This is a genomic window from Aerococcus tenax (genome assembly GCF_003286645.3).
Taxonomy (GTDB): Bacteria; Bacillota; Bacilli; order Lactobacillales; family Aerococcaceae; genus Aerococcus; species Aerococcus tenax.
In genome coordinates this window covers 245,999-259,148 of record NZ_CP127382.2, presented here as the reverse complement: position 1 = coordinate 259,148, position 13,150 = coordinate 245,999, and the positions used below count along the sequence as shown (strand labels likewise).

The 13,150-nt window shown below is 42.3% G+C and carries 9 protein-coding genes; 3 read left to right on the top strand and 6 right to left on the bottom strand.

Annotated elements, in window-relative coordinates; all coding sequences use genetic code 11:
- Positions 1–6: 6 nt before the first annotated feature.
- A complete protein-coding gene (gene pnuC / locus DBT50_RS01200; protein ID WP_111852219.1) occupies positions 7–759 on the top strand; it encodes a nicotinamide riboside transporter PnuC in 753 nt (250 codons plus the stop codon).
- Between the two features lie 150 nt (positions 760–909).
- Here the strand turns inward: pnuC and DBT50_RS01195 are convergent, their stop codons facing one another.
- Both DBT50_RS01195 and proS read right to left on the bottom strand, forming a co-directional pair.
- Complete coding sequence (locus DBT50_RS01195) at positions 910–3,192, bottom strand: glycogen/starch/alpha-glucan phosphorylase (RefSeq protein WP_111852220.1); 2,283 nt, start codon at positions 3,190–3,192, stop codon at positions 910–912.
- Between the two features lie 491 nt (positions 3,193–3,683).
- Entirely contained in the window at positions 3,684–5,138 is a 1,455-nt protein-coding gene (gene proS, locus DBT50_RS01190) for a proline--tRNA ligase (protein ID WP_111852221.1), read from the bottom strand.
- A gap of 597 nt (positions 5,139–5,735) precedes the next feature.
- On the opposite strand from proS, the gene DBT50_RS01185 reads away from it, so the two are divergent.
- Together DBT50_RS01185 and DBT50_RS01180 are read left to right on the top strand one after the other, a co-directional pair.
- Positions 5,736–6,731: a substrate-binding domain-containing protein gene (locus DBT50_RS01185; RefSeq protein WP_111821514.1), complete on the top strand. Its 996-nt coding sequence runs from the start codon at positions 5,736–5,738 to the stop codon at positions 6,729–6,731.
- A gap of 33 nt (positions 6,732–6,764) precedes the next feature.
- Complete coding sequence (locus DBT50_RS01180) at positions 6,765–7,289, top strand: acyl-CoA thioesterase (protein ID WP_111853463.1); 525 nt, start codon at positions 6,765–6,767, stop codon at positions 7,287–7,289.
- A gap of 88 nt (positions 7,290–7,377) precedes the next feature.
- Here the strand turns inward: DBT50_RS01180 and DBT50_RS01175 are convergent, their stop codons facing one another.
- The 4 genes from DBT50_RS01175 to DBT50_RS01160 all read right to left on the bottom strand — a co-directional run bounded on the left by DBT50_RS01175 (position 7,378) and on the right by DBT50_RS01160 (position 13,065).
- Positions 7,378–8,523 (bottom strand): mannitol-1-phosphate 5-dehydrogenase, encoded by a 1,146-nt coding sequence (locus DBT50_RS01175; RefSeq protein WP_111852222.1) that lies wholly within the window; start codon positions 8,521–8,523, stop codon positions 7,378–7,380.
- Positions 8,523–8,966 carry a PTS sugar transporter subunit IIA gene (locus DBT50_RS01170; RefSeq protein ID WP_013669286.1) on the bottom strand — a complete coding sequence of 148 codons (444 nt, stop codon included), beginning with the start codon at positions 8,964–8,966 and terminating at the stop codon, positions 8,523–8,525. The genes DBT50_RS01175 and DBT50_RS01170 overlap by 1 nt, the downstream gene beginning before the upstream one ends.
- Positions 8,967–9,016: 50 nt before the next feature.
- The gene (locus DBT50_RS01165) at positions 9,017–11,143 is read right to left on the bottom strand and encodes a BglG family transcription antiterminator (RefSeq protein WP_111852223.1); all 2,127 of its coding nucleotides are present in this window, start codon (positions 11,141–11,143) and stop codon (positions 9,017–9,019) included.
- Positions 11,144–11,256: 113 nt separating this feature from the next.
- Positions 11,257–13,065 (bottom strand): PTS mannitol transporter subunit IICBA, encoded by a 1,809-nt coding sequence (locus DBT50_RS01160; protein ID WP_111852224.1) that lies wholly within the window; start codon positions 13,063–13,065, stop codon positions 11,257–11,259.
- Between the last annotated feature and the right edge of the window lie 85 nt (positions 13,066–13,150).

Genomic DNA, 13,150 nt, shown 5'->3' with positions numbered 1-13,150 from the left:
AAATATATGCAAGAACAAAACAAAGCCACTAAGACCCTGTCCTTAAAAGAATGTATTCACCGCGCCTTAAAACCACTCAACAAGGTGGAATTAGCCATCATCGCTTTTGGTTTTATCGTTTCCTTGGGATTTAATTTATACGGAATTATTACCAGTTTAACCAGCCAAGAATTTGACCTTAACATCCTTATGTCTCTGGGGATGAGTATCTTTGGATTTTTAGGCACTTGGACCTTAGCCATCCAATGGCAACCCACTTTTATTGTTAACGGGATCCAAAATATCTTCGGGATTGCCGCTGCCGCTATCCTAGGAATATACGGAGATATGTTTTCATCTATTTACTATCTCATCACCGAATTTGTTGGCCACTTCAGTTGGGCTAAACGTCGTGACGAAAATGGTGACCTCCATGTGGACCAATACTTTAATTTAAAAATAATTTGTCAAGCTGTCTTCTTCTGGACCATTGGTTTAGGGGCCTTCTCCTATGTATTAGGTGGTCAACAAATTGTCTTAGACGCCATCACTAACGGGATTTCCTTTACCGCCCAACAACGTCAAGTGACTGGTCACAAGGACGGCTACTATCTCTGGTTAATTAACGATATTCTTTCCGTGATTCTTTGGTTACAAGCAGGTAACCTGATCGTAGGTTTCTCCTACCTAGGCATGTTAGCTCAAGGGATTGCTGGCTTAATTATCTGGTCTAAAGGAAAGAGCTCTGCCTTAGAATACGAAAACGAATGCATCGACTAAAGGAATTGTCGCTTCCATCTTCAACAACACAATAAATAAAAAAGCGCAGCAAGCACAAAAGGATCGCTGAGAAGTTCTAATCGCTCCTACTTCTCAAACAAAGTCCTTAGGCTTGCTGCATTTTTGTTTTACTTATGTCTTTTTAATAGTTTATTCAGGATCGTCAACTTCTAAGTGCCAAATATCCTTATTATATTCCAAAATCGTACGGTCACTAGAGAAGTACCCTGCCTCAGAAATATTGACTAGGACCTTTTCCAACCAAGCATCTTGGTCTTCATAGTCTTGATACATCTTATCTTTGAGGGCAATGTATTCTTCTAAGTCAATCATCGCCATGAAGTAGTCCTTGTTCTTGATATCTTCATAGAGACGCCGTAATTGACTTTCGTGGCCTAGGCGAATCATTTCCGGACTCACAATAAAGTCAACTAAGGGTTTTATAGCTGGGCGATTATAGTAATCTTGGGGATTATAGGCGTTATTCGCATAGAGGTCAATAATTTCATCACTAGCCTTACCAAAGGTGTAGATGTTGTCTTCCCCTACCCGCTCAGCAATTTCCACATTCGCCCCATCCAAGGTACAAATGGTTAAAGCCCCATTAAGCATAAATTTCATATTACCAGTCCCACTCGCTTCTTTTGAAGCCAAAGAGATTTGTTCAGAAATATCAGCCGCCGGAATGAGGTATTCTGCTTCCGTGACATTATAGTTGGGGACAAACTCAACCTGTAAATAAGGAGCCACTTCAGGATCTTCCTTAATCAGAGCTGACAAAGTAAGAATTAAGTGGATAATATCTTGAGCAATAGTATAAGCTGGAGCGGCCTTGCCCCCAAAAAGAATGGTGATTGGGGTTTGCGGCCGGTTGCCATTCTTGATATCAAAATATTTGTAAATAATATAAAGGGCCAGCATTTGTTGACGTTTATACTCATGGATCCGTTTAATTTGAACATCAATAATCGAATCTGGCTTAATCTCGATCCGTTTACTTACCCTTAAATGTTCCGCTAAACGGTCTTTATTAGCCTGCTTAATTTGGGCTAATTGATTCATGAAATCCTTATTATTCTTTTCTTTGCTTAAATCGCTAAGATCGGAGATTCCTTGATGCCATTGGTCGCCAATGCTTTGGTCAATTAAATGAGCCAAACGCGGATTAGCAGCCATAATCCAACGCCTAAAGGTAATCCCATTAGTTTTATTAGAGAATTTTTCTGGGTAAATATCTGCAAAGGCCTTGAGCTCACTATTCACCAAGATCTGCGAATGTAAGCGGGCCACACCATTCGTCGAAAAGCCAAAGTGGATAGCAATGCTAGCCATATGAACCGTATTCGAGCCATCGATAATCTCAACCGCATGATTATCGGGAAACTCTTCCTTAATCATACGGTCTAAGCGGTAAATAATATTAGCAATTTCTGGTTGAACGGCTTCAATATCTACCAGTGGCCATTTTTCCAAGGCCTCACTTAAAATCGTATGGTTAGTAAAGGCGACTACCTGGCGGACAATACCCACCGCTTCTTCAAAAGTAAAGTCGTGGTCTTCAGTTAAAAGTCGGATCAATTCAGGAATGATGAAGGTAGGGTGGGTATCATTAATCTGGATGACCGCGTAGTCAGCTAAATCATGGAGGTTGGACCCACGTTCCAAGGCTTCACGAATAATCAATTGGGCAGCGTTAGAGACCATAAAGTATTGTTGATAGATTCTTAGCATCCGTCCCGCATGGTCAGAGTCATCAGGATAGAGGAAAAGAGTCAAGTTTTCAGGGATATTTTTCTTATCAAATTGGATAGTTCCCCATTGGATTAAATCAGAATTCACCGTATCCAAGTCAAATAAGCGGAGGCGGTTACGTTCCCCTTTTTTAAAGCCGATAATATCAATCTCATATAAGGTGGAAGCGACTGACCCATTTTTAAAGGGAACGGTAAAAGTAGTCTCGGTGCGGTTTAACCAAGTTCTCCCCCCTAACCAGTCATCAGGTTTGGCCGTTTGTTGGTTATTATCAAAAAACTGACGGAAGAGACCAAAATGGTAATTTAAACCGATTCCGTCCCCGTTCATGCCTAAGCTGGCAATAGAATCTAAGAAGCAAGAAGCTAAGCGTCCCAACCCCCCATTACCGAGTGAAGGTTCTTTTTCTGCTTCTTCCACTTCCATTAAAGATCGGCCGTGAGCCTGTAATTCTTCTTCAACTTGGTCATAGATCCCTAAGTTTAATAGGTTATTGACCAGTAATTTACCAATCAAGAATTCTGCCGATACATAATAAAGTTTTTTCTTACTGTGATTAGTGGCTAAGCCTTTGCTTTTATCTTTGATTAAATCGAGTAATAAATAATAAAGTTCCTGGTCACTAATATCTTCTATGGACTTATGAAATTGATTTTTTGCCATAGCTGCCATTGTATTCATAGGTGGATCCTTTCTCGTACTTGGATAATAACAACTAAAAAGTTGTATCCACTTTAAAAAAATTAAGTAATATACTATTAAAATAGCTGATTTCATCTCATTGAGCAAGCGTTTTCTATTTTCTCCTGAGATAAAAACAAGAGTTAACCACTTAAAATATCAAACGACTGGTCTTTAGTTAGTAGAAGAAACATGTTTGAGTTAATAAAAAAGAGGGCCTCTGCCCTCTTTTTCGCGCTTGTCGCACTCTATTCAAACCTGCTCCAGTCACAGGACGAACATCCGCTTCAGAAAATTCCAACGCACAGTTAGTTGAGTTCGGAAGGGTGAGGGGATGTCCTTTCAGAAAAGTTGTACGATCAGCAAGCTGATCTTATCACCTTTTCTTCCAAGGAATCTCCCTCCCTGGTCCTTCCTCACATCCTTATTGCTGTGCTTATGGTATTTTCCTCCAGCGATTTCGTCCTTTGGTGTGACTGTCGCACTCTCTTCTAATATGCGCGGGCGAACCAGACGGTGTGTTTTGCGGGCTTTCCGCTGACTAGGTCGACAGTTTTTTCGACGGCTGGTTCAAAGGGGATATTCCGGGTAGTGAAGCCGGTTTCTTCTTTTACCTTGGCTTCTGTTTCTTCCGTGCCATCCCAGCCAGCAAGGACCCAGCCTGGGTATTCACCCTTTTCTTCACAAGACTTGATATGTGCCTTTAATTGGTCTAGGGTGTCAATGTCGAAATGTTCATGGTCATGACGGAATTGATCTGCCTTATCATAGAGACGTTTTTGCATGGTTTCCATTTCAGTGGCAACCTTGTCGAGTAAGTCATCTAAGTTAACCGCTTCTTTGTCCTCTAAGTCACGCATCTTAATCATGCATTGGCCATTTTCCATATCCCGTGGACCAAATTCAATCCGTAGTGGGACCCCTTTCACTTCAGCTTCATTGTATTTGTAACCCGCTGAATTATTGGAATCATCTAAATAGGTTGAATAACCGGCTGCTTGTAGGTCCTTTTCAATGGCTTCTAGGCGAGTAAGGACCTCAGGGTTCTTCTTCACATTGCCAACGGGAATCAAAGCAATTTGAATTGGTGCCATTTTTGGTGGGAAAACAACTCCCTTTTCGTCACCATGGGCCATAATCATGGTCCCGATCAAGCGGGTCGAGACACCCCAAGAACTGGTATGGGCATAAACATGTTGGTTTTCGGTATTAAGATACTTAATATCAAAGGCTTCGGCAAAGTTGGTCCCCAAGTAGTGTGAGGTCCCTGCTTGAACAGATTTGGTGTCTTTCACCATGGCCTCGATCGAATAGGTATCCACCCCGCCAGCAAATTTTTCCGAAGGGGTTTTTTGACCAGCGTAAACGGGTAAAGCTAATAAGTCTTCGACGGTTTCTTGATATACCTTAAGGAAGTGCATAGTCCGTTCTCGGGCTTCCTCTTCGCTAGCGTAGGCACAGTGGCCTTCTTGCCAGAGAAATTCAGAGGTTCTTAAAAATGGTAGGGTCCGTTTCTCCCAGCGGAAGACATTGGCCCATTGGTTAAGTTCCATAGGTAAGTCACGGTAAGAGTTAATCCAGTCAGACATGGCATTACCAAAGAGGGTTTCTGAGGTAGGACGAAGGGCAACTGGTTCCTCTAATTCTTCATCACCCGCCCGGGTTACCCAGGGTAATTCAGGGGCAAAGCCCTCAACATGGTCAGCTTCTTTCTTGAAGAAGGATTCTGGTATTAACATGGGGAAGTAGCAATTCTTTACCCCTGATGCCTTAAATTTCTTATCAAATTCGGTCTTAATCTTTTCCCATAAGGCATAGCCATTAGGCTTAAAGACCATGGTTCCACGAACAGGACCATAGGCAAATAAATCAGCCTTTTGAATACTTTGTAAATACCACTTAGAAAAATCATTTTCTTGTAAATGACTTGTTGTTTCTTTTGCCATTGTAATCTCCTTTTTCACTTTATCCGATAAAAAAAGCGAGTCCACCATCCCCTAAAAGGACGATATGACTCGCGGTACCACCTTTATTAAGCTTTTGCTTATCTCATTGGACGATAAGGGTGTCTCCCCTGCAAATGCTTGCACTTGCTAAGTCTTACTTAGTATCTTAGTAGGTTCAATTGTGAGCGGGGTAGTTTTTTCAGCAGCCAAACTCTCTCTTAACCCTTCAACAATTTACTGGTCTAAACTATCTCTCATTGTGGCCGACTTAGGGCCTTTTGTCAATAGGGAAAAAGCTCATCACTTAGAGAAATACTGTCAAGAATGTTTTTTCGTTACAAAAACTTTTTCTATTTATCATTTTATGATAATATTTTTAAATTAATATTTTATATATAATGAAAGAGATAGGTGTTTTCTTAGACAGCAAGCAGGCTTAAGCGCTTTTCAGCGTAATAAGCTACGATAACTTTTTAGGAAAGATTTTATTTTTTATGAAAGTTAATGAAAACGTGATATAATGAATGAGTAAACGGTTGCAAAAGAAAAACACCTTTGCTATATTAAGTCAGTAAATTTTTTCGAAGGAGTTTTATTATGGAGAAACAAAACGTGACAATCTATGATGTCGCCCACCAAGCAGGGGTATCCATGGCCACAGTTTCACGTGTCGTTAACGGAAATCCTAATGTGCGCCCTAAGACTAGAGAAAAAGTCATGAAAGTGATTAAAGAATTAAATTACCATCCTAACGTCATTGCCCGCGGTTTAGCCAGCAAGCGGACCCGCTATATCGGGGTACTCTTACCAGACATTACTAACCCTTATTACAGTTCTCTGGCTTTGGGGATCGATGATATTGCTAATATGTACGAATACAATATTATTTTAGCTAACGCCGACCCTGAACATGACGCTGCTGGGGTGGAAAGTTTAATTATGAAGCAAGTCGACGGCATTATCTTTATCGGGAATAGCATTTCCCAAGAGGCCCGGCAAAAAATTTCCGCCGCTGGTCGTCCTTGCGTCTTCACTGATTTAATCGATCCTGAAGCAACCATGCCTACTATTAATATAGACGTGGAAGATGCCTACTACCAAGTCACTAAAGATTTCTTAGCTAAGGGTAAGAAACGAATCGCCCTCGTCGGTAGTGACCAAGGCTTCAAAGTGAGCCAAAGCCGGCAATTACAAGGTTATGAAAAGGCCTTAACAGAAGCTGGACATGCCGTCAATGAAGACTTATTAATTGCGGCGAAGTCGCCTTCTTATGACTCAGGCTATGCCCTTTACGAGACTTTCTCTGAATTAGAAGCTGATGCTGCTATTGCTACCGATGATACCATCGCCATTGGATTACTCAATGCCTTATTAGATAATGGCGTTAAGGTCCCTGATGAGATTGAAATCATGGCTTCGGATAATTCACCAATTGTCCACATGTCACGTCCGGAACTCTCCTCAATTGCTCCACCAATTTATGATATTGGTGCTGTTGCCATGCGGGCCTTGACCAAGTTAATGGAAAATGAAACGCTTGACACTGACCTGAAGCTTCCTTACCAAATCATAAAGGGAGGAACCACCAGTTAATCAAGCGGCTTAATTAGAAAGTAGGATGTCACTATGGAAAACGAAACAAAGGATTTAGTCCTTAATTGTAAAGACACACTTGTTGTCCATGAAATGCTAGTTTTACCTGCCCATACTAATCCCGCTGGGAACCTCTATGGTGGGGAGTTACTCTATTTAATCGACAATGTGGCTAGTCTCGCTGCCCATAAAGCCACCCGCTGTTCTGGGGTAACAGCCTCCTTGGACAATATGAACTTCATTAGCCCCTTTAAATTAGGGGAAATTGTCCGCATCGAGTGTTATGTCACTGGGACCGGTCATCGCAGCTTGGAAGTCTTTGTCAAAGTGATTGGTGAAAATTATCAGGAAAACCGTAAATTCATTGGCGCAACCTCTTTCTTAACCTTTGTCGCTACACCAAAAGAAGACGAAGATTTTACCATGCCCAAAATTCAACCGGAAACCGATGAAGAACGTTACATCTGTGCTGGTTATGGCTCCCGTCGCAAGATCCGCCAAGAACAAAGAAAAGAAGATCAAATTATCCAAGAGAAAATGAAACACCATTTCCATTAAGCACAAGCGGCTTAATCTTTTAAAATTGTTCAAAAAAAGAGGTCAGAATTTTTTCCTGACCTCTTTTTCTTTGAAGTTTTTGTAGAAATTATTTAGCGGCTTCAACTGCGGCTTTAATTTCATGAATTAAATCCGCATCATCCAAGCCAGTGACATCTTGGATGACTTCTTCTAAACTTTGCTTTTGTAATTTTTCTTGTAAGGCTACACTTTGGTCATCTTGGGGATTATCAAAGTTAAAGGCTAGGCCAACCACTGTTAGCAAGGTGCTATAATCTAAGCCCCGTTCCTTTAATTCACGGATTGGACGGATAAAGCGTTCATTATAACCCAACTTACGGATTGGTGTCCGACCTACCCGGTTGACTTGGTCAACAATCATTGGATTTTGGAAACGTTCAACAATTTTTTCCCGGTAAGCGGCCATATCCGCTTCCTTAAAGTTCCACTTGGCAATTAACAAGCTGCTGGTTTCTTTAAGGACTGCTTTCAAACGTTCTAAGATGACATCATCTTCTAAGGCTTGGCCAATGGTTTGATAGCCCTTAGCTGCTCCAGAATAAGCCACAGAAGCATGGCCGGTATTGACCGAGAATAATTTCCGTTCAATGTAAGGTTCCAGGTCATCCACGTAAAGAACCCCGTCTAAGCGTATGTTCTTAGCTTTAGAGTGAGTTTGGTCAACCACCCATTCTTTGAAGGGTTCTACACTAACAAAGAGGACATCCTCATGGTGTTGCTCAGGGACAATCCGGTCGACAGCTGCATTGGGAAAACCAACATAGCGGTCAATATAGTCTTGATCTTGGTCGGTCAGGTATTTATCGACTTCTTGGTGTAAGAAATCGGTCCCTCCAATCATGTTTTCACAAGCGATGACATCAATAGGTTCACTCACCCCAGCTTGGCGACGTGCTTGTAAGCCTTGGGCAATTAATTCAGCAATATAGGGAAGAATATTAGGGCCAATCGCAGTGGTAATGATATTTGCTTCCTGAATGGCTTGAACCACGGCTTCAGGATTTTTTCCATTATTAATGGCTTTCACACCAGAAATATCAATTTTTTCTTCTCCTGGTGCCGCATAACCAATTTGGTAGGATCCTCGTTCATTCAAGGCATCCACGATCGTTTCATTCACATCCACAAAATCAACGGTAAAACCATTGGCGACTAATACTTCACCAATAAAACCACGTCCGATATTCCCCGCACCAAAATGTACAGCTTTCATTAAACTTCTGCCTCCTCAAAAATAGCAATAATTTCTTGGGCACTTGTTGCATTGACTAAGCGTACAACACTGTCCATATCTGAACATACAACTGCAATCTTGGATAAAAGATCCAAGTGTTCATTTCCAATCCCCGCAATACCAAAAACCATCATAGCCATTTTTTCTTCTGGCTCATCGGGGGCAAAGTCAACCCCGAATGGTACTTGGATCACCGAAATACCAGTTGCTTTTACTTTATCTTTACCTTCATCGGTGCCATGGGGAATGGCAATAAAATTCCCCATATGGGTTGAAACCACTTCCTCACGGGCTAACATGGAATCAATATATTCTTCTTCCACATCGCCGTCATCAACAAGCAATTGCCCAGCTGCACGAATGGCATCTTCTTTATTAATAAAGGATTGATTCAAACGAATCATCGATTCTTTTAATTCCATTTCCTCACTCCTTTTATCTCCAGGAATACTCCTACATCATTTTTGCTTTTTTATAGACTGTCCATATTTTTTATGGTAGCCAGTAATATGTTATTCAATAACTGTTTCAAGCGCCCTTCATCGCCTCGATCATAGAGGGAGAGATTAGCATCATTTTCAATCACGGAACTCGATATTGCTCCCATCACTTCCTGTATCCAGGGGGTTAAGGGGTTGGGGGCTAAGAGTAGTAGCAAACGTCTAAGGGTCATCATTTGGTGGTCCATGCCCAAAATAGGGTAACCCTCCGCCAAGTCATAAATGACAAAGTACGGCTCTAGGACCTCAACATGACTCGTATGGAAGAGTCCGATACTTGAATGTGGGATGCCGATAGCCGATTCTTTAAATCGCCGCATGACCGCCTCGCTGACCTGCTGGCTATCGCCAACTTGCTGGCCTCTAAGTTGCCCTATTTGCTGGTCAAGTAAGGCTTTGAGATCAAGCTTAGCCTTTCCAGTATTATTGACCTTAATCACTTGAAAGTTTTGGTAGACTTGATAAGCCTCTTTGATCTTATGATAATAATTTTCTAAACTGAGTTCCTGATTATTTCTCGCTAAGCTTCTTACTTCCCCAGTCCGATTGTTAGCTCCTCCCCGGTCCTTATTTTGAGCGATTTGCTCAATTTCTATTTCTAAAGCCTTTAATTCATCGTCTAAGAGCAAGGGGGAGACCAAGTGATAGTGACGGCTGAGCCCTGGTAAGAACAGGGTGGATAAGACGATATCATAGGAAGTTAGCGCAACTTGATTTAATGCTGATAATTTCACCACATCAATCAATAGATTTTGTTTAATGTACTTTTTCAAACGGTTTTCCAGAATTTTTGTCGTTCCCATCCCACTCGCGCAAACCAAGAGCAAGGAAATTTGCTGGCGGCCTTGGGGGTGACGTTCCAGGGAAGTCGCAAAGTGAATAACAATATAGGCCAATTCATCACGGCCAATCTTCTGACCAGGGAAGGCTTGGGAAAAGCTCGTCCTCACTGCCTGGTAAAGGTCAAAATATTGGTCAGTTATCCGGTCCAATAAGGTATGGGGAGATTCTTGAAATTCACTCACTTCCGGTCGGTTAAAGGTCGCCTGGATATGGGTGACTAAATTATAGTAAAGGGCTGAATCAGTGCGGAAATCATTGGCCGTTTTTTCACTGACAGCTTGGATAAGCTCGGAAACCTGATAGAGGAAAGTTCCATCGTAATTTTCAATCAACAAGTGTTCAAGCGGCTTGTAATTGACCCCTTCTAATTGCTGGGCCAAGAAATTCCGTTCATTAATACCAATCGGTAAGGCTAAAGCATCCGATATCCAAGTCATGATTTGCTGGGCTAACTGTTGTTCAGTTTTTCCGGGCCGGGAAAGGGCTAAGTGTTTGCTTTTTTCTTGCCCTCCATCTTTTAAATGCTGACCCGACTTTAAGCGACTAATAGTGACTGTGACTTGGAGCATAATCAACTTCAACTGGTTATCCGTCACCTTAGCAAAGGTTGTCGGATTCAAACGATTAAAGATTTGCTGGACTAATTCCAAGTCTTCCCCTTCCAGTAAAGCCATAAAGGCTTGACTGTTTTGTCCGCCTTGGCGGTTGGGATGAAAGAAGGTATATTCGTCAATATTTTGACTTAAAAGTGAACTCAGCATTTGCCGGCGTTCGGCTTCCCAGCCCCTAACCAAATAATTCTTCCTATCATCACGGACGAGGTGGAGGTCATAATTCAATAGGGCCTCACCAACCGCCTTGAGGTCAGTTTGAATGGTGGCTGGGCTGACACCATAATCCTGTGCCAGGCCTCGCCTGGTCAATTCTGGGTTTTCTAGTAATAATTGGCAGGCCAGATGCTGCTGGCGTATCTCCCGGTCAAAGAAAGGCCAGGATGCTTGCCTTTGCTTTGGTCCAAGAATATCCTTTAAATCATAAGCCGTAAAGTCCTTGGGGTAACGTAAGAAGTAACCCTGCTTGCGGTCACGACCGATTTCGATCCCAAACTTGTTCAAGGAAGCTGCTAAATTATTCAATTCCCGATAAACTGTACGCTGGCTGACTTGTAAGGTCATCTTTAAACTTTCCAAGCTCACGCCATCGCCTTGCTCCATAAAGCACTGTAATATGACCCGTTCTCGTTCTGAAAAGTACATGGCCTAATCCTCTCTATAAAAGCTACTTTGCCTTTATAGTACACCATGAGACGAGCTAATGGAAAACTTTATCTGACTGAAGTCGCTTATTTATTAAAGGATGGCTAAAGGCCTTATTCCCCTAAGGATTGAATCAATGAATAGTAATTCCCTTCATCAATCAAACGGTCAAAATGAATGACTCTAGCCTTTTGGAAATGTTCCTTGGCTGTTTGATAGTCATCACTCTGTACGATCACCAAGATATTGTCTTGGTCATTAATCTCTTCCAGTGCTTGAGCAGAAGCATGGATATTTTTATCAGGGGCTTTTTTGACAAGTAAATTTCTAAAGATGGAAGCGGCAATCGTCGTGCCACCAACACCAGGTCCTTTAAAGGCAAAGACGACCTTGTTAATACCAGCATAATCAGATGCTTGCGCTTGACTAGCGTCTTTATCAGCGGACTCACTAGAGCCATCAGATACTTCAGCTTCAACCGTTTCTACATCTTCATCTAACATATCCGCTAAAATTTCATCATAGCGGTCAGAATCCATAAAGTTATTCACCGAAATATGGGTGGAAGATGGCGCTTTCTTACGAGCTTGAGGGGTTAATTCTTGTTGGGTGATAACTAAGGTCTTCGCATCGTCACTCAAGTTATTAATGGCTGAGTTGGTCACGGGTTGCGTCAAACCTAATTGTTTGGCTTTCTTTCTTAATAAGGAAGCCCCCATGGCACTTGACCCCATCCCAGCATCACAGGCAAAGATAATCCGGTCGATTTGGTTGACGTCTGGAACTTCATCTGAAGCCGCTTCAACATCAGCACTTTGCCCTTTCGATTCAGCCTTGGCTTGAGAAACAGCTGCTTGTTGCTTAGCAAAGTTGTCTTCTTGGGAACGGTCGGTTTTTAGGATTAAAGCAGCAACCGCAAAGGATACCGCAGCAGCGGCAGCAACAGCTAGGAGCATAGGTAGATGGTCGCCACGAGCAGTTACCCCAAAAATAGCAAAAATGGAGCCTGGAGAAGCAGGTCCAGTTAAACCAACATTGAGGAGGACGTTAACAAAGGTCCCCGTTACCCCACCAGCGATAACCGCTAAGATTAAGAGAGGCTTGGTCATCACATAAGGGAAGTAAATCTCATGAATCCCACCAAGGAAGTGGATGATCATAGCTCCCCAACTGGAAGATTTGGCGCTACCCTTACCAAAAAGAGCAAAGGCTAGTAAAACACCCAGACCAGGACCAGGGTTGGCTTCTAAGAGATAGAGTACCGATTTGCCCACTTCAGCAACTTGGGCTGAACCTAGTGGTGTTAAGATCCCATGGTTGATAGCATTGTTTAGGAAAAGGATCTTAGCGGGCTCAATCAAGACATTGGCCAAAGGTAAGAAACCCAGTTCCATGATCTTATTTACGCCAATTCCCATCCATTCAGTTCCCCAACTCACCAGTGGTCCAACTGCAAAGAAACCAAGTAAGGCTAAGAAGAAGCCTAGAATCCCGCTGGAAAAGTTATTGACTAACATTTCAAAACCAGAAGGGATTTTTTCTTGGAAGGCTTGGTCAAATTTCTTAATGACCCAACCGGCAAAGGGACCCATGGCCATAGCACCAATAAACATTGGCGTTTCGGGTGGCGCACCACCGATAACTCCCATCGTAGCAATGGTCGCAACAACAGCACCCCGTTGTTGGTAGACCAGGGCACCACCAGAATAAGCAATTAATAATGGCAAGAGATAACGTTGCATGGCTCCACCAACAGCATTTAAGCTTTCATTAGGTAGGTAACCCGTTGGAATGAAGAGCGCAGCAAAAATCCCCCAGGCTATAAAGGCACCGATATTAGGCATGACCATGCTAGAGAGATGGCGTCCCAATTTTTGGATACCTGCCTTCAAGCCGGAAGACTTGGCTTGTGACTGTTCCATAATATTTCCTCCTTCATCGAATCATTGTAATAAGTATTTACACCATTATTGTACAGAATATCTGTATACGCTTTCAATGGATTTG

What these genes read in the sequence shown, in the direction of transcription:
- pnuC (WP_111852219.1), top strand. Translation starts at nt 7, where the DNA reads ATGCAAGAACAAAACAAAGCCACTAAGACCCTGTCCTTAAAAGAATGT.
- DBT50_RS01195 (WP_111852220.1), bottom strand. Translation starts at nt 3,192, where the DNA reads ATGAATACAATGGCAGCTATGGCAAAAAATCAATTTCATAAGTCCATA.
- proS (WP_111852221.1), bottom strand. Translation starts at nt 5,138, where the DNA reads ATGGCAAAAGAAACAACAAGTCATTTACAAGAAAATGATTTTTCTAAG.
- DBT50_RS01185 (WP_111821514.1), top strand. Translation starts at nt 5,736, where the DNA reads ATGGAGAAACAAAACGTGACAATCTATGATGTCGCCCACCAAGCAGGG.
- DBT50_RS01180 (WP_111853463.1), top strand. Translation starts at nt 6,765, where the DNA reads ATGGAAAACGAAACAAAGGATTTAGTCCTTAATTGTAAAGACACACTT.
- DBT50_RS01175 (WP_111852222.1), bottom strand. Translation starts at nt 8,523, where the DNA reads ATGAAAGCTGTACATTTTGGTGCGGGGAATATCGGACGTGGTTTTATT.
- DBT50_RS01170 (WP_013669286.1), bottom strand. Translation starts at nt 8,966, where the DNA reads ATGGAATTAAAAGAATCGATGATTCGTTTGAATCAATCCTTTATTAAT.
- DBT50_RS01165 (WP_111852223.1), bottom strand. Translation starts at nt 11,143, where the DNA reads ATGTACTTTTCAGAACGAGAACGGGTCATATTACAGTGCTTTATGGAG.
- DBT50_RS01160 (WP_111852224.1), bottom strand. Translation starts at nt 13,065, where the DNA reads ATGGAACAGTCACAAGCCAAGTCTTCCGGCTTGAAGGCAGGTATCCAA.